Annotated in this window: 18 protein-coding genes; 12 read left to right on the forward strand and 6 right to left on the reverse strand. The window is 70.7% G+C overall.

The window, feature by feature from the left end:
- Nucleotides 1–174: 174 nt before the first annotated feature.
- Together ACIBLC_RS19760 and ACIBLC_RS19765 are read left to right on the forward strand one after the other, a co-directional pair.
- Nucleotides 175–711 (forward strand): GNAT family N-acetyltransferase, encoded by a 537-nt coding sequence (locus ACIBLC_RS19760; RefSeq protein WP_399212294.1) that lies wholly within the window; start codon nt 175–177, stop codon nt 709–711.
- Nucleotides 712–1,006: 295 nt separating this feature from the next.
- The gene (locus ACIBLC_RS19765; protein WP_399212295.1) at nt 1,007–1,150 is read left to right on the forward strand and encodes a hypothetical protein; all 144 of its coding nucleotides are present in this window, start codon (nt 1,007–1,009) and stop codon (nt 1,148–1,150) included.
- 108 nt (nt 1,151–1,258) lie between these two features.
- On the opposite strand, the gene ACIBLC_RS19770 is transcribed toward ACIBLC_RS19765, so the two are convergent.
- On the reverse strand, nt 1,259–2,851 hold the full coding sequence (locus ACIBLC_RS19770) for a purple acid phosphatase family protein (RefSeq protein ID WP_399212296.1): 1,593 nt from the start codon (nt 2,849–2,851) through the stop codon (nt 1,259–1,261).
- 141 nt (nt 2,852–2,992) lie between these two features.
- Between ACIBLC_RS19770 and ACIBLC_RS19775 the strand changes: the two genes are divergently transcribed.
- Complete coding sequence (locus ACIBLC_RS19775) at nt 2,993–4,036, forward strand: 3-isopropylmalate dehydrogenase (RefSeq protein ID WP_399212297.1); 1,044 nt, start codon at nt 2,993–2,995, stop codon at nt 4,034–4,036.
- 268 nt (nt 4,037–4,304) lie between these two features.
- Nucleotides 4,305–5,393, forward strand: coding sequence for a branched-chain amino acid aminotransferase (locus ACIBLC_RS19780; protein WP_399212299.1), 1,089 nt, complete (start codon nt 4,305–4,307; stop codon nt 5,391–5,393).
- Between the two features lie 71 nt (nt 5,394–5,464).
- Here ACIBLC_RS19780 and ACIBLC_RS19785 read toward each other — a convergent pair whose 3' ends face one another.
- A complete protein-coding gene (locus tag ACIBLC_RS19785; protein WP_399212300.1) occupies nt 5,465–6,889 on the reverse strand; it encodes a cytosine permease in 1,425 nt (474 codons plus the stop codon).
- Between the two features lie 144 nt (nt 6,890–7,033).
- Here ACIBLC_RS19785 and ureA point away from each other — a divergent pair, with 144 nt between their 5' ends.
- The 5 genes from ureA to cimA all read left to right on the forward strand — a co-directional run bounded on the left by ureA (nt 7,034) and on the right by cimA (nt 13,203).
- Nucleotides 7,034–7,738, forward strand: coding sequence for an urease subunit gamma (gene ureA, locus ACIBLC_RS19790; protein ID WP_399212301.1), 705 nt, complete (start codon nt 7,034–7,036; stop codon nt 7,736–7,738).
- Nucleotides 7,735–9,420, forward strand: coding sequence for an urease subunit alpha (locus ACIBLC_RS19795; RefSeq protein WP_399212303.1), 1,686 nt, complete (start codon nt 7,735–7,737; stop codon nt 9,418–9,420). The genes ureA and ACIBLC_RS19795 overlap by 4 nt, the downstream gene beginning before the upstream one ends.
- Nucleotides 9,421–9,458: 38 nt before the next feature.
- Nucleotides 9,459–10,499 (forward strand): agmatine/peptidylarginine deiminase, encoded by a 1,041-nt coding sequence (locus ACIBLC_RS19800; RefSeq protein WP_399212304.1) that lies wholly within the window; start codon nt 9,459–9,461, stop codon nt 10,497–10,499.
- Nucleotides 10,500–10,510: 11 nt separating this feature from the next.
- Nucleotides 10,511–11,110 carry a TetR/AcrR family transcriptional regulator gene (locus tag ACIBLC_RS19805; protein ID WP_399212305.1) on the forward strand — a complete coding sequence of 200 codons (600 nt, stop codon included), beginning with the start codon at nt 10,511–10,513 and terminating at the stop codon, nt 11,108–11,110.
- A gap of 488 nt (nt 11,111–11,598) precedes the next feature.
- Nucleotides 11,599–13,203 (forward strand): citramalate synthase, encoded by a 1,605-nt coding sequence (cimA, locus tag ACIBLC_RS19810; protein WP_399212308.1) that lies wholly within the window; start codon nt 11,599–11,601, stop codon nt 13,201–13,203.
- A 129-nt stretch (nt 13,204–13,332) separates the two neighbouring features.
- Here the strand turns inward: cimA and ACIBLC_RS19815 are convergent, their stop codons facing one another.
- On the reverse strand, nt 13,333–15,228 hold the full coding sequence (locus ACIBLC_RS19815) for a ricin-type beta-trefoil lectin domain protein (protein ID WP_399212309.1): 1,896 nt from the start codon (nt 15,226–15,228) through the stop codon (nt 13,333–13,335).
- A gap of 300 nt (nt 15,229–15,528) precedes the next feature.
- Between ACIBLC_RS19815 and ACIBLC_RS19820 the strand changes: the two genes are divergently transcribed.
- Both ACIBLC_RS19820 and ACIBLC_RS19825 read left to right on the forward strand, forming a co-directional pair.
- On the forward strand, nt 15,529–18,549 hold the full coding sequence (locus ACIBLC_RS19820) for a glycoside hydrolase family 3 protein (protein ID WP_399212310.1): 3,021 nt from the start codon (nt 15,529–15,531) through the stop codon (nt 18,547–18,549).
- A gap of 199 nt (nt 18,550–18,748) precedes the next feature.
- On the forward strand, nt 18,749–20,101 hold the full coding sequence (locus ACIBLC_RS19825) for a hypothetical protein (protein WP_399212311.1): 1,353 nt from the start codon (nt 18,749–18,751) through the stop codon (nt 20,099–20,101).
- A 207-nt stretch (nt 20,102–20,308) separates the two neighbouring features.
- On the opposite strand, the gene ACIBLC_RS19830 is transcribed toward ACIBLC_RS19825, so the two are convergent.
- Complete coding sequence (locus ACIBLC_RS19830; protein WP_399212312.1) at nt 20,309–21,136, reverse strand: NAD(P)H-binding protein; 828 nt, start codon at nt 21,134–21,136, stop codon at nt 20,309–20,311.
- A gap of 109 nt (nt 21,137–21,245) precedes the next feature.
- Here ACIBLC_RS19830 and ACIBLC_RS19835 point away from each other — a divergent pair, with 109 nt between their 5' ends.
- Nucleotides 21,246–21,629 (forward strand): winged helix-turn-helix transcriptional regulator, encoded by a 384-nt coding sequence (locus ACIBLC_RS19835; protein WP_399212314.1) that lies wholly within the window; start codon nt 21,246–21,248, stop codon nt 21,627–21,629.
- Nucleotides 21,630–21,839: 210 nt separating this feature from the next.
- Here ACIBLC_RS19835 and ACIBLC_RS19840 read toward each other — a convergent pair whose 3' ends face one another.
- Both ACIBLC_RS19840 and ACIBLC_RS19845 read right to left on the reverse strand, forming a co-directional pair.
- The gene (locus ACIBLC_RS19840; RefSeq protein WP_399212315.1) at nt 21,840–22,598 is read right to left on the reverse strand and encodes a response regulator; all 759 of its coding nucleotides are present in this window, start codon (nt 22,596–22,598) and stop codon (nt 21,840–21,842) included.
- Nucleotides 22,599–22,684: 86 nt separating this feature from the next.
- Nucleotides 22,685–23,893: a sensor histidine kinase gene (locus tag ACIBLC_RS19845; protein WP_399212316.1), complete on the reverse strand. Its 1,209-nt coding sequence runs from the start codon at nt 23,891–23,893 to the stop codon at nt 22,685–22,687.
- Nucleotides 23,894–23,941 lie beyond the last annotated feature (48 nt).

The raw sequence follows: 23,941 nt of genomic DNA on the forward strand, positions 1-23,941 counted from the left end.
CCCCTACATGCACCGGCTGCCGGCCCCGCCGGCCTACGCTACCCCTACCCGGGGCCCACCCCCGCCGCGCTTCCTTCATTGGGCCCGGGCCCGGGGGCCGGGGGGGGGGGGCGCCCCCCCGGCCCGTGTCGTACACCCGCGGAGGTCGCCGCGTCTTCTGGGAATACTGAGCCCATGACCATCCGACTGCGCACCGCCCACACCGCGGACCTCACGCCCGCCGAACTCGGCGCCGTTCACGCGCTCCTGGAAGGCGCCTTCGAAGGGGGCTTCGACGCCGAGGACTGGGAGCACGGCCTCGGCGGCATCCACGCGCTCGTGCTGGACGAGCGGGGTCTCGCCGCGCACGGCTCCGTCATCCAGCGCCGGGTGCTGCACCGGGGACGCTCGCTGCGGGTCGGATACGTGGAGGCCGTGGGGGTACGGGCCGATGTCCGCCGTACGGGGCTGGGAGGCACGGTCATGGCCGAACTGGAGCGGGTGATCGACGGGGCGTACTCGCTGGGCGCGCTGTCGGCGAGCGAGAAAGGGGCGCCTCTCTACACCGCTCGTGGCTGGCAGCCCTGGTCCGGTCGCGTCTGTGCCCTCAGCCCCGACGGTGTCGTCCGCCTGCCCGACGAGGAAGGGTCGACCTTCTTACGGCCCGTCGCCGCCGCTCTCGACCCCGCGTACGAGCTGGTCTTCGACTGGCGGGACGGAGACGTTCTCTGACGGCCGCACTCGGCGGCGGGTGATGTCGTATGGACTGTCCTCGCAGGTCAGAGTGGTGTGCCTCAATCCGCCGTCTCAGATAGTAGGAAGTCCGAGTAATTGTGGAGACAGACGCGTGCTCCTCGCCTAGCTTTGTAGGAGCCGAACGTCTCGCTAGACCAAGCGAATGACGGCAGTGAGCCGGAGCCCCTGGCAGGCAACCCCTGCGGCACCGCTCCCCGTCTCTTCCGGCGTCTCGAATCCCCTCACCGCATTTCCGGCCGCGCCGCGTCCGGAGGCAAGGAGTCGAATCATCATGGCCGAGACGACCGTCAGCCGAGTCCGTCGCGTGTCCCGTACGAGCGCGTCCCGTACGAGTGAGTCCGACCGCAAGAACGCCGCCGCAGCCCTCCAGCGTGCCCTCGACCGCAGGGACAACGGCGGTTCGACGGGCCACTGAGGCCCGCCGCTCAGCACGGGAGCCGCGCCCGCACGGGGTGCGGTGCGGGCCTGCCTGCGCTCGCCCGTACCGCACCCCGGAGTGCTCGCGCATCGCACCCCGGAGCGCTCACACCCCGCGCCGCACCTCGAAGTGGTCGACGCGCCTGCCGCTCTGCGCCAGTGCCGACACCTTGAGCCGGGGTGTCGCACCCGACTCCGCCTCCACCGAGAGGAAGGAGTAGCCGGTGTACCGCACGCGCGACCACTCCACGCTCTCGGCCCGCTGGTTCCGCGACTTCGTCCAGTGGAAGGTGTCCACGGACTCGCGGTCGGCGACCTTCCCCTCGTAGCTGTCCTCGACCCCGACGGGGAAGCTGTAGAGGCTCTTGCCGGCGCCGCCCGCGGTGACGTACACGATCCCGTCCCGTGTCGGATCCGTCGACCCGCCGACCGGCACCCGCCTGCCCACCTTGCCGCCCTTGATGGCGTCGGTGCGTTCGTACACGTGGTTGTGCCCGTTGATCACCAGGTCCACCTGGTGCTTGGTGAACAGCGGCAGCCAGGCGTCCCGAACGCCCCCGTCGGAGGCGTGGGACGACGTCGAGTACGTGCAGTGGTGGAAGAAGACCACGATGAAGTCGACGCTCCCGCGCAGTTCCCCGAGCCGCTTGTCGAGCCAGGCCGTCTGCCTGCCGCCGCTGTAGCCCTGGTTGGCGGGGATCTCGTACGAGACGTCGTTCGCGTCCAGCGCGACGATCCCGACGTTGCCGTACGTGAAGGAGTAGACGCCCGGCGCGTCGCGGGCGTCGAAGCCGCTGTCCGGGAGACTCCAGCGTGCCGACTGACCGCCGTAGCCGTTCGGTGAGTACCAGGCCTCCATGTCGTGGTTGCCGGTCGTCACCATCCACGGAACCGACCTGGCCACCGGCTCGGTCTGCTTGAGGAACAAGTCCCAGGCGCCGGGGTCGTAGGAGTCCGACTTCTCGCCGTGCCCGGTGACGTCCGCGTAGCAGATGTCACCCGCGTGCAGATGGAACGCCGGGCGGCGGCCGAGGATCAGCTTGTCGTTGGCGAGCGCGTCGGGAGTGACGCCCTGGTCGCCGAAGGCGGTGAACACGAACTTCGCGGGGGCGGTGGCGGGCGCCGTGCGGAAGGAGCCGAGCTGGGAGCGGCGCTCCGGGCTCGCGGGGTCGAATCCCTCGTGGCCGACGCCGTAGTAGTACTTCGTGCCCGGCCGCAGGCCGTCGAGCGCCGCGTGCGGATAGTACTGGTCCAGCGCGAGCCGCACGCCGGTCAGCCCCGGCGTGTGCAGGTCGCGGAGCTCGGCGTCGATCTTCCGGCTCAGGTCCCAGGGCGCCAGGCCCACCCGGACGTACGGCTTCCTGACCGCGAGCGGCACCTGCCAGGAGATCCGCATCTGCGTCTTGGGGTCCGCGCCGAAAGCGAGGTGGCGGCCGAAGGGCGTGACGGCGGAGCCGTGCACCTGCCCGGTGGCGGTGGACAAGGGGTTGCCGGCCGGCTGAGTGCCCGCCGTCCCGCCGGACGCGCAGCCGGCCAGCAGTCCGCCGCCCGCCAGCGCGCCCGCGGTCACCAGCGCGCGGCGCCGAGTGAGCTTCGTCCGCAGGTACTCGTGCTGCTCCGCCATGCTCATCCGGCGGGCGAGCCGCGGCGGGATGCCGAAGTCGGGGAGGTCCGGGCTCGGGTTCATGCTGGGGTCCATGCCGGTGAACTTCCCAGCGCGCACCAACAACCGCCGGACGTACGGGTGAACGGGGGTCGACAGGTCGGTGCGCCACGGAGTTCCATGTCCATATCGCGGACGTCGAGTGTCATCCCATGGGACGAGTAGTACGGTGCTGGCATGTCTCGCAGCATCAATCTCGCAGTGATTCCCGGTGACGGCATCGGCCAGGAGGTCGTGGCCCAGGGGCTCAAGGTCCTCTCCGCCGTCCTTCCGCAGGATGTGAAGCTGGAGACGAAGGAGTTCGACTTCGGCGCCAAGCGTTACCACGCGACCGGTGAGACCCTCACCGATGCCGACGCCGAGGCGCTCAAGAAGCACGACGCGATCCTGCTCGGCGCGATCGGCGACCCGTCGGTCCCCTCCGGAGTCCTGGAGCGCGGGTTCCTGCTGAAGCTCCGTTTCCTCTTCGACCACCACGTCAACCTGCGTCCGTCGAAGCTCCTTCCGGGCGTGGCCACCCCGCTCGCCGGGCAGCCGGAGATCGACTTCGTCGTGGTCCGTGAGGGCACCGAGGGCCCGTACACCGGCAACGGCGGCACCATCCGCAAGGGCACCCCGCACGAGGTCGCCACCGAGGTCTCCGTGAACACGGCCTTCGGTGTCGAGCGCGTCGTCCGTGACGCCTTCGCCCGCGCCCAGGCCCGCCCGCGCAAGAAGCTCACGCTGGTCCACAAGAACAACGTGCTCACCTTCGCCGGCCACCTGTGGACGAACGTCTTCAACAAGGTGGCCGAGGAGTTCCCCGAGGTCACCACCGACTACATCCACGTGGACGCCGCGACGATCTACCTCGTCACGGACCCCGCCCGCTTCGACGTGATCGTCACCGACAACCTCTTCGGCGACATCATCACCGACCTCGCCGCGGCCGTCTCCGGCGGCATCGGCGTCGCCGCCTCCGGCAACATCAACCCGAGCGGCGAGTTCCCCTCGATGTTCGAGCCCGTGCACGGCTCGGCGCCCGACATCGCGGGCCAGGGCAAGGCCGACCCCAGCGCCACCGTCCTCTCCGTCGCCCTGCTGCTGCGCCACCTCGGCCACGAGACCGAGGCCGCCCGCATCGAGGACGCCGTCGCCGCCGACCTCGCCGAGCGCGTGGGCGGGCCCGCCCGTTCCACCGAGGAAATCGGCGACGCGCTCGCCGTACGAGTAGCCGGCTGACCCCGCGCTTCTGACTTCTCGCAGCAGCCGCCGGGTCGCATCCGCACCCGGCGGCTTTCGCTATGCCCTCGCCGGGTGCCACCATCTACCCCTGGGCAATCCCCTGGGCCGCAATCACACCATTTCGTCCGCGACTCCACACTTGCGATACTCGAACACGGAGCCGCGGAATGAGGGAATGCTCGGACGTCCTAGCACTGGCCACTGGCCACTGGCAGTACTGGCGTGAGCGCGGCCCGCACACACAACCGGTGAAGGACAACCACTCATGACGACGCCCACGATCGAGCTCAAGCCCTCCTCGCAGCCCCGCTCCGCCGCGGAGCGCGAGGCGATTCTCGCCAGCCCCGGGTTCGGCCGCTACTTCACCGACCACATGGTGACGATCAAGTGGACCGAGGGCCGCGGCTGGCACGACGGTCAGCTCGTCCCGTACGGCCCGCTCTCCCTCGACCCGGCGAACATGACCCTGCACTACGCGCAGGAGATCTTCGAGGGGCTCAAGGCGTACCGGCAGGCGGACGGCTCCGTCGCCACCTTCCGCCCCGACATGAACGCCAAGCGCTTCCAGTCCTCGGCCCGCCGGCTGGGCATGCCGGAGCTGCCGGTCGAGACGTTCATCGAGGCCTGCGACGTCCTCGTGCGGCAGGACAGGGCGTGGGTCCCCGCACACGGCGGGGAGGAGTCCCTCTACCTGCGCCCGTTCATGATCGCGACCGAGGTCGGCCTGGGTGTGAAGCCCGCCAACGAGTACCTCTTCCTGGTCATCGCGTCCCCCGCGGGCGCATACTTCCCCGGCGGAGTGCAGCCCGTCTCCATCTGGCTCTCCGAGGACCGCGTCCGCGCCGTCCCGGGCGGTATGGGCGACGCCAAGACCGGCGGCAACTACGCCGCCTCCCTGCTCGCCCAGGCGGAGGCCGCGGCCAAGGGCTGCGCCCAGGTCGCCTACCTCGACGCCGTCGAGCACAAGTGGGTCGAGGAACTCGGCGGCATGAACCTGTACTTCGTGTACGGCGACCGGATCGTCACGCCCGAGCTGACCGGCTCGCTGCTCGCCGGCGTCACCCGCGACTCGCTCCTGACCGTCGCCCGTGACCTGGGCTACGAGTCCGAGGAGGCCCGCGTCTCCATCGACCAGTGGCAGCGCGACTCCGAGAACGGCACGCTCACCGAGGTCTTCGCCTGCGGCACCGCCGCCGTCATCACCCCCGTCGGCACGGTCAAGCGCACCGGCGCCGAGTGGCAGCAGTCGGGCGGCGAGCCCGGCCCGGTCACACTGAGGCTGCGTGAGGCGCTCCTCGACATCCAGCGCGGTACCAGCGAGGACCGGCACGGCTGGATGCACCGGCTCGGCTGACGGAGAGGTGACGGGGTCCGCGCCGGGCTGAACCGGGGCGGACCCCTTCTTTTCGTCCTCCGGTCCGTGCGTTACGACACGGGGGAGCTGTGCTGGACCTCCGGGGCGGGGGAACCGGCGCCGCTGTACGTCAGGCAGGTGTACGCGACCCCGCCCACCAGCCCCGACAACAGGAAACCGCAGTCCACCCCGCCCGTCAGCGACAGCAGCGGCCCCTCGTACCACGGAAGCGACACCGCCAGCAGTCCGGCGAACGCGCCGAGCGCCCACGCCACCACGGCCTGGATGTGCCAGCCGCCCCGGAACCAGTAGACACCGCCCCGTGAGCGCCGGTTGAAGACCTGGAGGGCGTCCGGGTCGTAGACGCCGCGGCAGCGGGCGAAGCCGATGAGGGTGATGACGGCCCAGGGGGTTCCGACGGCGGTCAGGAGCAGGACGAAGGAGGTCATCGCGTCCTGCGCGCTGGAGGCGTAGTGCCCCACGAAGACACAGGCCGTGGCGACGACGGCGACCGCGAGGGTGGCGTGGGTGCGCGAGGCGCGCGGCAGGATCGCGTCGAGGTCCAGGCCCATCGAGTAGAGCATCAGGCCCGCGTTGCCGACCGAGCCCGCGGAGGCGGCGAGCAGCAGCGGGACCAGGTACCAGGCGGGGGAGGCGGACACCAGCGGTCCCGCGTAGTCGAGGGCCGCGCGCGCCGCGTACGCCGTGAAGGTGCCGAAGAGCTGGGGGACCAGGAGGCCGACGGTCAGACCCAGCCAGGTGGCGTGCAGAACCTTGCGGGAGGAGTGCCGGGCGGGGGAGATGTAGCGCGTGTAGTCCCCGAGGAGGGTGATGAACGCGATGGGACCCGACAGGCCCGCCGCCACCGCCGCGAGCAGCCAGGTCGGCCAGAACGAGCCGAGCAGATAGCCGCCGGCCTCGGGGAGCGCGGCGGTGGTGAAGTGCGGGGCGTACGCGATCACACCCACGACCAGCAGCGTCGTCATGCCGATCGCCAGCACCCGGGACATGGCGAGCAGCACGCGGTAGCCGTACACCGCGCCCGCCACCGTCGCCGCGGCGAGCAACCCGTAGACCACGCCGTACGAGACACCGTTGACCGGCAGCCCGAACAGGCGGTTCAGTACGCCCACCATCACATCGCCGCCGATCCACACGGTCAGCGCGGTGTAGCCGAGGGCGAGCAGCAGACCGACGACCGAGCCGACCAGCCGTCCGCGCACGCCGAACTGGGCGCCGGAGGAGGTGGAGAGGTTCGTCGCCGTGCACAGGGAGACCAGGGCGAGCGGTGCGGTGATCAGGGTGCCGGCCACCGTTCCCGCCACGATCGAGCTGACCGAGGCCCACCAGCCGAGGCCGAAGGACGCGGGCAGCCAACCGAAGATGATCACGCCGAGGCAGAGGTTGGAACCCAGCAGGATCGACACGAGGTCACGGGGGCCGCTGGTGCGTTCCCCGTCCGGGATGGTGTCGACTCCGCGCTGTTCTACCGGCATGGCTGGTCCCCTTCGACGGCCGCCTGAACTTTGAGTGGCGTTCAATGTGACGTGCTCCAAGCTCACACGTCAATGTTTCCGTTTGATGAAAGTCATGGTTAGAGTGATGCTCTAATTAGTGGAAGGTCAAGGAGGTGTCGCTTCGTGAGACTGACCCCCACGGAACGTGACCGGCTGCTGCTCTTCGGGGCCGCCGAGCTGGCCCGCGCCCGCCGGGCCAGGGGCCTGCGGCTGAACGTGCCGGAGGCGACCGCGCTGATCGCCGACACCGTGTGCGAGGCAGCCCGCGACGGGCGGCGGCTCGCGGAGGCGATCGCCGCGGCCCGGTCGGTGCTCGGTCCGGACGACGTGCTGCCGGGCGTCGCCGACGTCGTCACCGAGGTGCACGTCGAGGCGGTCTTCGACGACGGTTCGCGGCTCGCGGTCGTCAGCGACCCCATCGGCGGCGGACTCGGCGATCAGGCTCCGGGCGCCCTGCTGCCGGGGCCCGCGCATGCCGAACCGGCCGCCGTGGTGCGGCTGTTGGTCACGAACACCGCGACCGTGCCCGTCTCCGTCACCTCGCACTTCCACTTCTTCGAGGCAAACCCCCGGCTCGACTTCCCGCGCGGGGACGCCTACGGGATGCGGCTCGCCGTGCCCGCGGGTTCCTCCGTGCGCTTCGGGCCCGGCGACAGCGCCGAGGTCGGGCTGCTGCCCATCGGCGGCGAGCGGATCGCGATCGGGTTCGCCGGACTTGTCGACGGCCCCCTGGACGCGCCGGGAGCGAAGGAGGAGGCCCTGCGCAGGGCCGCCGCCTGCGGGTACCTGGGAGCCGAGGCGTCCCACGGCTCGGGAGGAGCGCGATGAATCCGTACGAGTACGCCGCCACCCACGGCCCACGCGCGGGCGACCGCGTCCGCCTCGGCGACTCCGGGCTCACCGTCCGCGTCGAGTCCGACGCCCAGAAGTACGGCGACGAGTTCCTCGCCGGTTTCGGCAAGACCGCCCGCGACGGGCTGCACCTCAAGGCCGCCGCCGTCCGCGAGACCTGCGACGTCGTCATCAGCAACGTGCTGGTGATCGACGCGGCCCTGGGAATCCGGAAGGTCTCCATCGGCATCCGCGAGGGACGCATCCACTCCATCGGGCGGGCCGGGAACCCCGACACCCTCGACGGCGTCGACGTCGTGGTCGGCACCGGCACGTCGATCGTCTCCGGCGAGGGGCTCATCGCCACCGCCGGTGCCGTCGACACGCACGTCCACCTGCTGTCGCCGCGCATCATGGAGACGTCGCTCGCCTCCGGGGTGACGACGGTCATCGGCCAGGAGTTCGGCCCGGTGTGGGGAGTGGGCGTCAACTCGCCCTGGGCGCTGCGCCACGCCTTCAACGCGTTCGACGCCTGGCCGGTCAACATCGGCTTCCTGGGCCGGGGTTCGTCCTCCTCCGGCGCCCCCTTGGTCGAGGCGCTCGCCGAGGGCGGCGCGAGCGGTTTCAAGGTGCACGAGGACATGGGCGCCCACACCCGCGCGCTGGACACCGCGCTGCGCGTCGCCGAGGAGTACGACGTCCAAGTCGCGCTGCACAGCGACGGGTTGAACGAATGCCTCTCGGTCGAGGACACCCTCCGGGTTCTCGAAGGGCGCACCGTCCACGCCTTCCACATCGAAGGGTGCGGCGGCGGACATGTGCCGAACGTGCTGAAAATGGCGGGAGTCGCGAACGTCATCGGCTCCTCCACCAACCCCACCCTGCCCTTCGGCCGGGACGCGGTCGCCGAGCACTACGGAATGATCGTCTCCGTCCACGACCTGAAGACCGACCTGCCCGGTGACGCCGCCATGGCCCGCGACCGGATCCGGGCGGGCACGATGGGCGCGGAGGACGTGCTGCACGACCTGGGCGCGATCGGCATCACGTCCTCGGACGCGCAGGGCATGGGTCGCGCGGGCGAGACGGTACGCCGGACGTTCGCGATGGCCGGGAAGATGAAGGCCGAGTTCGGCGCGCTCGAGGGTTGTCCGGAGACGGACCACGACAACGAACGCGTCCTGCGCTACATCGCCAAGCTGACCATCAACCCCGCCATCGCGCACGGCCTTTCGCACGAGGTCGGCTCCATCGAGGTCGGCAAACTCGCCGACATCGTGCTGTGGCGGCCCGAGTACTTCGGCGCCAAACCGCAACTGGTGCTGAAGTCCGGCTTCCCGGCGTACGGCGTCGTCGGCGACCCGAACGCGGCGACCGACACCTGCGAACCCCTCGTCCTGGGCCCGCAGTTCGGGGCACACGGATCGACGCCCGCCGACATCTCGGTGGCGTTCGTCGCGCAGGCGGCCCTCGACCAGGGCAACGACCTGATGCCCACCCGCCGCCGACGGGTCGCCGTCCGAGGCACACGCGGCATCGGCCCGGCCGACCTGCGCCTCAACTCCCGTACCGGAGCGGTCGACGTCGACCAGCGCACCGGCCTCGTCACGCTCGACGGCGATCCGATCCGCTCCGAGCCCGCCGACTCGGTCTCCCTCAACCGCCTGTACTTCCTGTGAGGACCCGCCATGAACATCCCCGCCGCCAAGGACCCGCCATGAACACCCCTGCCGCCGACGGCTTTCGGATGCCCGCCGAGTGGACCCCGCACGAGCGCACCTGGATGGCGTGGCCGGGTCCCAACCCGACCTTCGAGGACCCGGACGACCTCGCCGAGTCGCGTGCGGCGTGGGCCGCGGTGGCCCGTGCGGTCCGCCGCTTCGAACCGGTGACCGTGGTGTGCGGCCCGGGGCAGTCGGCGGCGGCCCGGGAGCTCCTCGGCCCGGACGTCGACACCGTCGAACGCGAGCTCGACGACGCCTGGATGCGGGACATCGGCCCCACCTTCCTCACCGACGGCAAGGGCGAACTCGCCGCCGTGGACTGGACGTTCAACGGCTGGGGCGCCCAGCCCTGGGCCCGCTGGGAGCACGACGCGAAGATCGGCGGCCAGGTCGCGGACCTCGCGGGGGCACGGACGTACGCCTCGAAGCTCGTCAACGAGGGCGGCGCGATCCATGTCGACGGCGAGGGGACCGTCCTGCTCACCGAGACCGTGCAGCTCGGACCCGAGCGCAACCCCGACTGGACCCGCGAGCAGGTCGAGGCGGAGATCCACGCCCACCTCGGCACCCGCAGGGCGATCTGGCTGCCCCGCGGGCTGACCGGCGACTATCCTCCGCACGGTTTCGGCACACTCGGCCATGTCGACATCGTCGCCGCGTTCGCGCGCCCGGGTGTCGTCGTCGCACACTCCCAGCCGGACCCGGCGCACCCCGACCACGAGGTCGGCAAGGAGGTCATCGGCCTGCTCAACGCGGCGACCGACGCGCGAGGCCGCAGGCTGGAGGTCGTCGAGGTGCCCGCCCCGGCCGTCCTGGAGGCCGACGGACACTGGGCCGACTACTCCTACATCAACCACTACCTCTGCAACGGCGGCGTGGTCCTGTGCGGCTTCGACGACCCGCGCGACGAGATCGCGGCCGGGATCTTCCGCCGGCTGTTCCCCGGACGGACCGTCACACTGGTGGACGCACGTACGATCTTCGCGGGCGGCGGAGGCATCCACTGCATCACGCAACAGCAGCCGAAGACCTAGGGAGGCGAGCTATGGCCGGTGCGCGGAAGAACGCGCCGCCGCGCGAGGAGGTCCTCGCCACCGCCATGGGCATGATCGCCGAGCGCGGCCTGGAGAAGCTCACCATGGCGGCGCTCGGCCGTGAGGTCGGCATGAGCAGCGGCCATCTCCTCTACTACTTCCGCTCCAAGGACGAACTGCTGCTGCGGACCCTGGAGTGGAGCGAGGGCAGACTGGGCGTCGAACGCGGCCGGCTGCTCAACCGTACGGCCACGGTCCGCGAGCGCGTCGACGCGTACGTCGACCTGTACGTCCCCGACGGCCACCGCGACCCGCACTGGACCCTGTGGCTCGAGGTCTGGAACCGCTCGCAGAACGCCGACGAGGCCGCCCGGGAACGGCAGGCCGCCATCGAGGGTGCCTGGCACCGCGACCTGGTGGCACTGCTCGCCGAGGGCGTCTCGCACGGCGAGTTCCGCGCCGTCGACCCGGACCGCTTCGCCGCGCGGCTGCGGGCACTCCTCGACGGGTTCTCCATCCACGTGGCGATCGGGCCGCGCGGCACGGACCGGGGACAGATCCTCGGCCACGTACGGGAGTTCCTGGACGAGGGTCTCCTCCCGGACGCCTGATCGGCGGTCCGGGTCGTACGCAGGGCAGCGGATCGCGTACGGCCTGCTCGGAACGGAGACGCCGGCCGCCAAGGGACGTGCGGTGGCGTTCAGTGCAGGGGCGTCCCACCCGGTGGCGGGGGACACCAGCGGGGTGTCGGACGTCTTCCTGCGGGCGGCGCGGTGACCGCGGTCCGGTGATCAACACCGTGTTCGCATCCTGAGACGGACGGTGAGCGTGGGGGCGACTTGTGCAAAGCTGCCTTCGTGCTCTCGTTCGCCACGATTATTGGCAGCAGGCGCGCCGGTCCGCAGTGACCGCCACGTACCACCACGTACGGGCGGGCACCGTCGTCTTCGACCCGCGCGCAGACCTCTCGCACCCGCGAGGGGTTTTTCGTTTTCCTGGCCCACCTCAAGCCGGGAAAAGAGCGCGAGGGATCATTGGAGGACGGTGGAGCCGGTCATTCCGGTACAGACCGAGATCCAAACCTCAGGAGCCAGAGACCATGACGGACACCAGCGAACTCGACGATTCGTTCCACGTCTTCGACACGACGCTGCGCGACGGCGCGCAGCGCGAGGGCATCAACCTCACCGTGGCGGACAAGCTGGCCATCGCACGGCACCTGGACGACTTCGGGGTGGGCTTCATCGAGGGCGGCTGGCCCGGCGCCAACCCTCGCGACACCGAGTTCTTCGCCCGCGCCCAGCGGGAGATCGACTTCAAGCACGCCGAGCTGGTCGCCTTCGGCGCGACCCGCCGCGCGAACGCCAAGGCCTCGGAGGACCCGCAGGTCAAGGCGCTGCTCGACTCCGGCGCCCAGGTGATCACACTGGTCGCGAAGTCCCACGACCGGCACGTCGAGCTCGCGCTGCGCACCACCCTCGACGAGAACCTGGAGATGGTCCGCGACACGGTCGCCCACCTGCGCTCCCAGGGACGCCGGGTCTTCGTCGACTGCGAGCACTTCTTCGACGGCTACCGCGCGAACCCCGAGTACGCGAAGGCCGTCGTCCGCACCGCCTCGGAGGCCGGCGCCGACGTCGTGATCCTCTGCGACACCAACGGCGGCATGCTCCCCGCCCAGGTCCAGGCCGTCGTCGCCACCGTCCTCGCCGACACCGGCGCCCGGCTCGGCATGCACGCCCAGGACGACACCGGCTGCGCGGTCGCCAACACGCTGGCCGCCGTCGACGCGGGCGCCACCCACGTCCAGTGCACCGCGAACGGCTACGGCGAGCGGGTCGGCAACTCCAACCTGTTCCCGGTGGTCGCGGCCCTGGAGCTGAAGTACGGCAAGAAGGTGCTCCCCGAAGGCGCCCTGCGCGAGATGACGAGGATCTCGCACGCGATCGCCGAGGTGGTGAACCTGACCCCGTCCACGCACCAGCCGTACGTCGGTGTCTCCGCCTTCGCCCACAAGGCCGGCCTGCACGCCTCCGCGATCAAGGTCGACCCGGATCTGTACCAGCACATCGACCCCGAGCTGGTCGGCAACACCATGCGGATGCTGGTCTCCGACATGGCGGGCCGCGCCTCCATCGAGCTCAAGGGCAAGGAGCTCGGCGTCGACATCAGCGGCGACCGCGAGCTGGTCGGCCGGGTCGTCGCCCGCGTCAAGGAGCGCGAGCTCCAGGGCTACACGTACGAGGCGGCCGACGCGTCGTTCGAGCTGCTGCTCCGTGAGGAGGCCGAGGGCCGCGCCCGCAAGTACTTCCGGGTCGAGTCCTGGCGCGCCATCGTCGAGGACCGCCCCGACGGCAGCCACGCCAACGAGGCCACCGTCAAGCTCTTCGCCAAGGGCGAGCGCATCGTCGCCACCGCCGAGGGCAACGGCCCGGTCAACGCCCTCGACCGTGCCCTGCGCGTAGCCCTCGAGAAGCTCTACCCTCAGCTCGCCAAGCTGGAGCTCGTCGACTACAAGGTCCGCATCCTGGAGGGCAAGCACGGCACCCAGTCCACCACCCGCGTACTCATCTCCACCTCCGACGGCGCGGGCGAGTGGTCGACGGTCGGCGTCGGGGAGAACGTGATCGCCGCGTCCTGGCAGGCGCTGGAGGACGCGTGCACGTACGGCCTGCTGAGGGCGGGGGTCGAGCCGGCGGAGTAGAGCCCGTCCGGCGTTTGAGGACGAGCGCGCCAGCGCGAGGCGGGGGTCCGGGGGCAGCCCCCAGGAACGGGACGGGAAGGGGCGGAGGGGGCGAGAAAACGCCCGCCCCGCCCGCCACCGGGTTACTGGTTACTGAAGACGCCACTTCTGGTTGGCAGCCCCCGTGCAGCTCCAGATCTGCGCCCGAGCCCCGTTGGCCGAGGAATTCCCGCTCACGTCGAGGCACTTGTTCGCCGCGGCGTTGACGACATCACCACTGGTGGAGTTGTACGACCACCGCTGCGCCCCCGACCCGTTGCAGTCGTAGAGCTGAAGCCGCGCCCCGTCCGCGGTGGACGCGGAGGTGACGTCCAGGCACTTCCCCAGAGCCTGGACCGACCCGTCGGCCTTGACGGTCCAGCTCTGCGCGGTCGAGCCGTTGCAGTCGTAGAGCTGCACGGCGGCCCCGTTGGCCGACGAAGCACCGGCCACGTCGAGGCACTTGCCGGCGAGCCCCACGAACGCGCCGGTCCGGTCCCCGCCACCGGCCTGCGTCCCGGCCCAGGTGAAGGTCGCCGAGGTCTTGCCGGGCAGCGAGTAGGTCGCGTGCTGCGAACCCCAGTTGATCGTCACCGTCCTGGCGGTGGACGCGTCGTTGTAGGCGATCAGCGCCTTGGACCCGTCCGGGTTGCGCCACGCGACATTCGGCACGGACGTGCTCGCCGTGGAGGCGATCCGCTGGGCGCCCGGCTTCACGAACTTCGTGAGGTGGCCCATCGTGTAGTACTCGACGGTGTAGTCGACCTGTCCGCTCCGCGCGTCGCCGTTGTGGACGGTGACCAGCCCCGTGCAGGTGCCGCAACCGCCGTTGTGCGGACCCATGTTCTGGTCCACGGCCAGCGACCACTTGGTCACCGACTTCGCCCAGTTCCGGGTGTAGTCGACGATGTTGAGCATGTCCTCGCGCTGCTGGTTGGCGATCCAGGTGCCACCGGAGTGCTCGGTGCCGAACGCGTCCAGCGTGGGGTACTGGTTGTGCACGGTGGTCTGCTTGTTGACGTCGCCGCCGTAGCCGTGCCACGCGATCCCGCCGAAGTTCGGGTGCGTGCGGACCGCCGCGTCGTCGACCGTGGAGGCGGCGTAGGAGTCGTACATGTCCCAGTTCCAGTCATGGGCGAGGACCTTCGTCGACAGCCCCGCCGCCTGGAGCTTGGGCAGCAGCTCGCTCTTGGTGAAGTAGGCGAGCCCCGAGGCGTTCCAGCTCATCGAGGGGTACCCGGCGCAACAGGTGGGCTCGTTCTGCACGCTGACGTACGAGACGGGCACACCCTGGGCCTGGTACGCCTGGAGGTACTTCACGAAGTACGAGGCGTACGCACCGTAGTTCTCCGCTTTCAGCCAGCCGCCGTTGAGCGACCCGCTGTCCTTCATCCAGGCCGGTGCCGTCCACGGCGAGGCCATCACGGTCAGCGCCGGGTTGAGCTGGCGCGCCTGCTTGGTCAGCGGCACGACGTCCGCCAGGTCGTGTGCGATGGAGAACTGGGCGAGCGTCGGGTCCGTCTGCCCGGCCGGCACGTCGTCGTAGGAGTACCCGAACCGCGCGAGGTCCGAGGCGCCCATCGGATTGCGTACGAACGACAGCCCGATCCCGTCCGTCGGGGAGAACAGTTTCGTCATCGCGGCGTCGCGGGCGGCCGGTGTCAGCGCCCCGCTGCCGTCCATCAGCCAGGCGGCGGTGTCGGTGAAGGAGGCGCCGCCCCCGGTGAACGTCTGGTACCGGGTGTTCTCGTCGACGGTGATGTTGTCACCGCTGCCGCCACTACCGGCCTGGAAGGCGAAAGGTGTTTGCGGCTGCAATCCTCGGGTGACGTTACGGCCGCCGGTGTCGTCGGTCGTGGTCAGGTAGGCGGTGACCTGTTCGCCCGCCGCGTGGGCGGGAGCGGTACCCGCGGCGCCGAGGCCCGCCGTCGTCAGCAGTGCGGCCACGAGCAGCCGGGCGGCCCGCCCGGTTCTCCTCGGAGATCTCGCTGTGCTCGTGATGCTCATGGGGCGCAGCCCTTCTGATGGTGGGGGACAGGGGCGTGCGAGGCGTGAGTAAATGACGGGTCCGGGCGCGCGTCAAGGGGTCGCGCGTTCAGAGGCTGAAGGAACAACTCTCCTGATCCAGCCGTCAATTGCCCGTGTACCGGTTCTGACGTGAAGTCTTGACGGCTTGTCGGGACGCCAGTTAACTCACGGCGTGATCTAAGTCGTAAGAGTACTGAGGGGCGCTACGAGGGTGCCCAGAGTGCCGAAGAGGACCGACACCAGGAACGAAGAGGATCAACGAGAGTCGAGGGAAGGTCCATGCGAAGAACCGCCCTGCTCGTTTCCGCCGCCCTGCTCACCGGGCTGCTGCCCCTGGCCTCCGCGTCGGCCGCGGCCGGAGCCGACGACCCGCCTCCTGTCCCCGTCGACGCCTTCGAGGGCGAGGTTCCGTTCGCGAATCCGCCCGCCGAGGGCATCTTCACGTGGGGCGGCGACACCGACGATCCGCCCCAACTGGCCCTGACCGCCCGCGCGGACGCACCCGAGGGCGCCAAGGTCCTGACCGGCGCCTACGACATCAGCGGCTACGGCGGCTACAGCCACGACTTCGCCTCCGGCCGGCCGGCTCACAACTGGTCGGCGCACAAGGGCATCCGCTTCTGGTGGGACGGCCAGAACAACGGCAAGAGCATCCCCTTCGAGATCAAGGACGGCGGCGCCAACGGCGGAGCCTCCGAGCTGTGGACGACATCCTTCACGGACGACTTCACCGGCTGGAAACAGATCGAGATCCCCTTCACCGACTTCGCCTATCGCACGGACTACCAGCCCGTCGGCGGTATCGACCAGATCCTCGGCCTCACCGCGATGTGGGGCTACTCCCTCACGCTCCCGGTCGGCGTCAAGGGCCAGTTCGCCATCGACGACGTGGAGTTGTACGGCACCGCCGACCAGTCGCTGCGCGCGAGCGTCGTCACCGACGCCGCGGTCTACCCGGTCGGTGAGGGCGGCAGGGCCAAGGTCAAGGTCTCCGTCGCCACCACCGGCACGGTCCCGCTCGAGGAGCCGGTGACCGTCGCGTACGAGACGACCGGCGGCACCGCGGTCCCCGGCAAGGACTACGCCCCCCTCAAGGGCACGATCACCTTCCCGGCGGGCACGGCCTCCGGCACCTCGCGGACCCTCTCCGTGGCCACCCTCAAGGACAGGTCCGGGGAATCCGCCGAGACCATCCCGCTGAAGCTGACCGTCACGGGAGCCAAGGCCCCGGCCCAGAGCCCGCAGGTCGTCATCGACGCCCACGGACTCCCGTACCTGAACCCGAAGTTGTCGGTGAAGAAGCGCGTCGCCGACCTCGTCCCCCGGCTCTCCCTGGCGGAGAAGGCCGGTCAGATGACCCAGGCCGAGCGCGGCGCGATGACCACCCCCGGTGACATCGCGGCGTACGGCCTCGGCTCGCTTCTCTCCGGCGGCGGCTCCACCCCCACGCCCAACACCCCCGAGGCGTGGGCGAAAATGATCGACTCCTTCCAACTCCGTGCGCAGGCAACGCGGTTCCAGATCCCGCTGATCTACGGCGTGGACGCGGTGCACGGCCACAACAACCTCGTCGGCGCGACGGTCATGCCGCACAACATCGGCATCGGCGCCACCCGTGATCCCCAACTCGCCGAGGAGACCGGGGCGGTGACCGCTGCCGAGGTCCGCGCCACCGGCATCCCCTGGGACTTCGCGCCCTGCCTGTGCGTGACCCGCGACGAACGCTGGGGCCGCGGTTACGAGTCCTTCGGCGAGGACCCGGCCCTCGTGGAGTCCATGGAGACGATCATCCAGGGTCTCCAGGGCCGCGCGAACGGCAAGGACCTGAGCGACAGCGACAAGATCCTCGCCACCGCCAAGCACTTCGTCGGCGACGGCGGCACCGAGTACGGCTCGTCCACCTCGGGCACCTACACCATCGACCAGGGCATCACCAAGGTCACCAAGCGGGAGCTGGAGGCGGTGCACCTCGCGCCGTACCAGGACGCCATCGACCGCGGTGTCGGCTCGGTCATGCCGTCGTACTCGTCGCTCGACATCCTCGGCGACGACGTCGGCCCGGTGAAGATGCACGCCAACGCGGCGATGATCAACGGCGTGCTGAAGGACCGCATGGACTTCGACGGCTTCGTCATCAGCGACTGGGACGGCATCAACCAGATCCCCGGCGACTACGCCTCCGACGTCCGGACGTCCATCAACGCGGGCCTCGACATGATCATGGTGCCGTACGCGTACAAGGACTTCCACACCACGCTCGTCGCCGAGGTGAACGCGGGCCGGATCAGCGAGCGGCGGGTGGACGACGCCGTATCGCGCATCCTCACGCAGAAGTTCAAGCTCGGCCTCTTCGAGGAGCCCTACGCCGACACGAGCGGCGCCTCCGACATCGGCTCGCCGAAACACCGGGCCGTTGCCCGCGAGGCGGCGGCCGAGTCGCAGGTCCTGCTCAAGAACGCGGGCGGCGTACTGCCCCTGAAGAAGTCCCAGAAGGTGTACGTCGCCGGGTCCAACGCCGACGACATCGGCAACCAGACAGGCGGCTGGACCATCACCTGGCAGGGCTCGTCCGGCGCCATCACCGAGGGCACGACGATCCTGGAGGGGATGAAGAAGGCCGGCGGGAACGTCACCTACTCCAAGGACGCGTCGGCGTCGACCTCCGGCTACGACGTGGGCGTGGTCGTCGTCGGCGAGACCCCGTACGCCGAGGGCGTCGGCGACGTCGGCAACGGCAACGACCTGGAGCTGACCGCCGCCGACAAGGCCGCCGTGGACAAGGTGTGCGGCGCCCTCAAGTGCGTGGTCCTGACCGTCTCCGGACGCCCGCAGCTCATCGGCGACCGGCTGGCCGGCATCGACGCACTGGTCGCCTCCTGGCTGCCTGGCACCGAGGGCTCCGGAGTCGCGGACGTCCTCTACGGCAGGCGCGCCTTCACCGGCCAACTCCCCGTCACCTGGCCGAAGTCCGAGGCCCAGCTGCCGATCAACGTCGGCGACACCTCGTACGATCCGCAGTTCCCGTACGGCTGGGGCCTCACCACACTCACCAGGACACCGGAGGGCGGCACGGCGACCCTGAACGCCCTGGCACTGGCCGCCAGGATCGCCGACCGGACAGGCTCGGACGCGGCAGGCCGCACCGTCGTGACCAAGGCCCGCCTCCTGGTCCAGCAGAAGATCGGCACCGCCATCACGGCAGCCGTCGCGAAACCCTTCGCCGACGCCGACCACCTGCTGCTGACGGGCCGGTACGCGGACGCGGTGGCGAAACTGAGGGAGGCGTACAGGGCGGCGTAACGGGCCTGCTGCGCTTCTCAAACGCCGGACGGTGCCGAAGTTCTTCAGCCCGTCCGGCGTTTGAGGACGAGCGCGTCAGCGCGAAAGGGGGGCCTGGGGGCGCAGCCCCCAGAGACGGGACGGGAAGGGGCGGAGGGGGCGAAAACAGCCTCACCGCCCACCCCTCCACTTCCGGCCACCGTCAGGTACCGTCGAAGACATGAGGGCCGCACTCAGCAGAGGGCTCCCCGGACTGCTCAGCGCACTGACCCTGGCAGCCCTGGCACTTCTCACCGCCCAGGCGCCCCCGGCGCAAGCGGCCACCGACATCGCCACAGTCGCGGCAGCCCTCCGCGAATCCCCGGTGTACGTCGATCCCGCCGCCTCCGCCCAGCTCTCCGGCGCGGACGCCGACACCCTCGCCAAGAAGATCGAGACCGCCGACAAACCGGTGTTCGTCGCCGTGCTCCCCGCGGACTTCCCCACCCAGAACCTCTTCCAGAACCTGCGCACCGCCACCGGCGTGACCGGCCTGTACGCGGTCAGGCTCGGCGACCGCTTCGACGCCCGCGCCGACTCCTCGGTGATGTCCACCACCGCCGTACGGAACCTGGTCACCAGCGTCCAGAACGAGGACACCGCCACCCAGCTGAACGACTTCACGGACCGTGCACTGGCCAACGTCGGTGGTGTGGCCCCCGCGAGCTGGGACTCCGGCGGCGGCGACGGGGTCTCCACCGCCGCGCTGATCGCGTTCGGCGGGGTGGCCGTGGCCGGCACCGCGGGAGCGTACGCGTTCGTACGGCGGACCAGGCGCCGCAAGGCGGAGGAGCAGCGGGAGGCCCTCGACAAGCTCCGTGTGGTGGTGGACGAGGACATCACGGCGTTCGGCGAGGAACTGGACCGGCTCGACTTCCACCCCGCCGAAGCAGGCGCGGACGACGCGATGCGCGCGGACTACGAACGCGCGCTCGACGCCTACGAGCAGGCGAAGTCGTCCATGGCCGCCGCCCAGCACCCCGAGGACGTACGCGCCGTCACCAAGGCCCTGGACGACGGCCGCTTCTCCCTCGCCGAACTCGCTGCGCGTCGCGAGGGCCGCCCGGTCCCCGAACGCCGCGCCCCCTGCTTCTTCGACCCACGGCACGGCCCCTCGGTCGCCGACGCGACCTGGACCCCGGCCGACGGGGCGACCCGCGAGGTCCCGGTGTGCGCGGCGGACCAGGCCCGCCTGGCCGACGGCGCCGACCCGGCGATCCGCGAGGTGGACACCGCCTACGGCCGCCGCCCCTACTGGGACGCGGGCCCGGCCTACGGCCCCTGGGCGGGCGGCTACTTCGGCGGCGGCCTGCTGCCCGGCCTCCTCGTCGGCACCATGCTCGGCAGCATGATGGCCAGCCCCGCGTACGCCGCCGACTACGGCTCCGGATACGGCGACTTCGGCGCCGGCGGCTACACCGGCGGCGACGTCTCCGGCGCCGACTTCGACTCCGGCGACTTCAGCGGCGGATTCGACGGCGGAGGCGACTTCGGTGGCGGCGGTGGGGGAGGGGACTTCGGGGGCGGGTTCTGACCGAGAGGTCGGCTCGGACGCCGAGGCCAACTCGGAGGGGAACAGGCTCGGGCGGGGGAGCCGATTAGGGCAGGACGGCCTGAGGCTCCTTCGAGTCGCGCCCTTTACGGCGCTGACCGCTCCGACCACTCTGGCTACTCCTACTGCTCGGGCTGCTCCTACCGCGCTGACCGCTGTGGTCAGCGCGGGCCACGTCGGTCAGCGTGGTCACTTGAACGCGGCGGCGTTCCGCTCGGCCCACTGCGCGAACGTACGCCCCGGACGTCCGAGAACCCGCTCCACATCCGGACTGACCCGTTGCTCCTCGGCCGTGGGCGTGCCCAGAATCGCCAGCGTGGCGTCGGCAACGGGCTCCGGCATGAACCCCAGCATCCGCGCCCGCGCCTCCTCACGCGTCTGCTCGACGAACCGCACCGGCTCGCCCAGCGCGTCCCCGATCGCCGCGACCTGCTGCCGGGGCGAGACGGGCGCCGGCCCGGTCAGCACATAGGTGCCGCCGCCATGACCGGATTCCCGCAGCGTGACGGCGGCGACCTCGGCGATGTCGACCGGGTCGACCGTCGGCAGCGCGACATCGCCGAAGGGGGCGGCTGCCTCCCGCCTCGCCCGGACCGCCTCGGCCCACGCGAACGCGTTGGAGTGGAAACCTCCCGGCCGGAGCATGGTCCATTCCAGCCCCGACCGCTTGACCGCGTCCTCCAGCCCCGGCGGATGCCGCAGCGTCCCCACGCCCTGAGAGGACAGCAGAACGACACGTCGTACGCCCCCGCCCCGAGCCGCGTCGAGGGCCCCGCTCAGGTGGTCCCCGTCCGAGAGCAGCTCCCCTGACGTCAGCAGGAACAGCGCCTCGGCCCCGTCGAACGCCGGCACCAGGCTCTCCGGGTCGCCCAGATCGGCCCGGACGTGCCGCACTCCGGCCGGCAACTCGGACCCCGTGGCCCCGCGCGAGACCGCCGTCACCTGCTCACCGGCCGCGGCCAGCGCCTCCACGAGCGGCCGTCCGACATTGCCCGTCGCTCCGGTCACCACGATCATGTTCGCTCCCCTGTGCCCTGTTGGCCGGGCCCCCTGTGGGCCTGATGAGAAGCTACTAGCGATGGCATAGTAGGTACCTAGAGGAAAGTAATGGGGAAAGAGGCCGGTTGTGACCGACGCCACATTGCGGGCGGCGAACGTGCCGATCGACCCGGAGATCGCCTGCCCGATCGCCCCGGTGGTCGACATCGTCTTCAGCCGCTGGACGACACCGATCCTGTGGGCGCTCAACGAATACGGGCGGCTACGCTTCGTCGAACTGGAACGCCGCATCACCAAGATCACGCCCAAGGTGCTGACACAACGCCTGCGCCAGCTGGAGCGCGACGGACTCGTCCTGCGCACCTACCACGCCGAGGTCCCTCCACGCGTCGAGTACGAGATCAGCGAACTGGGCCGCAGCCTGGCCCCCCTCTTCGCCACCCTCGCCGACTGGGCCACCGCCAACCTCGACAAGGTCGACGACGCCCGCCAGGACTACGACGCCCGCTGAAACCCGCGAGGTTCTCCGCCGGAGCGGCCGGAGCGGCCGGAGCGGCCGGAGCGGCCTACGGGGCCGACGGGGCCGACGGGGCTGGCGGGGTCGACGGAAAATCGGCCACTGAGCCAGCGCCAGGACCACGACCAAGACCAGCGCCAAGGCCAAAGCCAGGGCCAGCGCAGAGGCCTGGGTCTGAGTCGAAGCCCTGACCCGTGCCTGGGCTCAGGCCGACCTCGACGGCCCGGCGATCGCGCGCGGTACGACCAGCCCCGACTCGTACGCCGTCACGACCGCCTGTGTACGGTCCCGCAGCCCGAGCTTGGACAGCACCCGGCTGACGTGCGTCTTCACCGTCTCCTCGCCGACTTGGAGCCGCCCCGCGATCTCGGGATTGGACAGCCCCTCCGCGATCAGCCGCAACACCTCCGTCTCCCGCGGTGTGAGCACACCGAGCGTCTTCCGCGTGGGCGCGCGGGGCTTCAGCCGGGCGAACTCCGCGATCAGACGCCGCGTGATGCCGGGCGCGAGGAGCGCCTCACCCGCGGCCACGATCCGTACGGCCTCGAAGAGCCGCTCCGCGGTGACGTCTTTCAAGAGGAACCCACTCGCCCCAGCCGCGAGAGCGTCGTACACATGCTCGTCCAGATCGAAGGTGGTGAGGATGAGCACGCGCGGCGCGTCCTGGTCAGGGTCCGAGTCCACGCGGGCGTCCGCGTCAGCGTCCGGACCAGCGGACTCGTCGGTCATCAGCTCGGCAGTCGCCTGGATCCCGTCCATGACCGGCATACGTACGTCCATGAGGACCACGTCGGGCCGCTGCTCCCGGCAGATCCGCACGGCCTCGGCACCGTCGCGCGCCGTGCCGACGACCGCGAAGTCCGTTTGGGTCGAGAGCAGCCCGGCGTATCCGGCACGCACGACCTCGTGGTCATCGGCGACGACGATACGGACGGGGGCGGTGGCCGCCGTGGCCGTGGCCATAGTTGTGGCTGTGGCTGTGGCATCAGTTTTCGGCTCGGCCTCGGTCATCGGCTCAGCTTCGCCTGTGCCTTCGGTCCTGCCTTCGGTCATACGACAGCCTCCGCTCGCACCGGCAACAGGGCCTCGACCAGAAAGCCGCCCCCCGGAGCCGGGCCGGTTCGGAGGCTGCCGCCGACCGTGGATGCACGCTCCCGCATACCGAGGAGTCCGTGGCCGGCGTAGTGGGCAACGAGGTCGCTCGGGAGACCGGGCCCCGGCCCGTTGTCACGGACGCGAATCGCCAAGTCCTGCTCCGCATAGCGCAGTTCCACGTCGACGGCCGCACCCGGCGCGTGCCGTCTGGCGTTGGTCAGGGCCTCCTGGACGATGCGGAACGCGGTGACCTCGATACCCGGATCGAGGGCGGCGACCCGGCCGCTGACGATCAACCGGGTGCGGGAGCCGGAGACGTCCCGGGACTCGTCGATCAACTCCATGAGCTGGTGCAGGCCGGGCTGTGGGCGCCGGGTGACCACCGCGTCGGCGTCCTCTCTCAGTACCCCCAGGAGCCGCCGCATCTCCGTCAGCGCGGTCCGTGCGGTGTCCCCGATGGCGAGCAGCCGGGTGGCGCCGTCGGCGGGGAGCCCGGTCGTGGTCAGACGGGCGGTCTCGGCCTGGACGGCGATCACCGAGATGTGGTGCGCGACGACGTCGTGCAGCTCCCTTGCGATCCGGGCCCGTTCACCGCGCGCGGCATGTGCGAGCAGAGTGTCGGCGAAGGCCCGCTCGGTCGCGCTGTGCGCCAGCGCCGCGCTGCGGACGTGATGGGTGATGCCGGTCGCGGCCGCCGCGGAGGCGAGCGTGGCAACGAGGACGGCCGTCACCCGGGTGGCGTCACTGTCCTGACTGACCAGGGCCAGGACGACGTACGGCAGCACGAGTGCCCCGCTGAGCCGGGACGCCCCCGCTCTCCCGAGCCAGTACACGGAAGCCAGTTGGGCCACGACGCCTGCCAGCGTGAGCGCCCGGAACGGCGTCAGCGCCAGCACTCCCGCGGAGGTCACCGCCACGGCGGCCCAGGCCCGTACCACCACGGCGCGCTCGGCCCCGAGGACAAAGGTGAGCGGCAGCGTGGTGCAGACCGCGAGCAGCAGGGCGAGCGCGAGATTCTCACGCAGGCTCCCGACACGTACGAGGACTTCGGCGCAGCCGAGGAAAGCGAGCGCGGCGGGGTAGGCCACGGGGGTCGGGAAGCGCCGCACTCGCTTCCACACCCCCGCGAGCCCATCGCCGCGTCGCGCCGTGTCCTCGCTCATGCCCGCCATTGTGCCGTCGGCGGCGGCGCAGCGCGTCACCCTGGGGTT

It is taken from the genome of Streptomyces sp. NPDC050535, from assembly GCF_044457665.1.
In the GTDB taxonomy this organism is placed as follows: Bacteria; Actinomycetota; Actinomycetes; order Streptomycetales; family Streptomycetaceae; genus Streptomyces.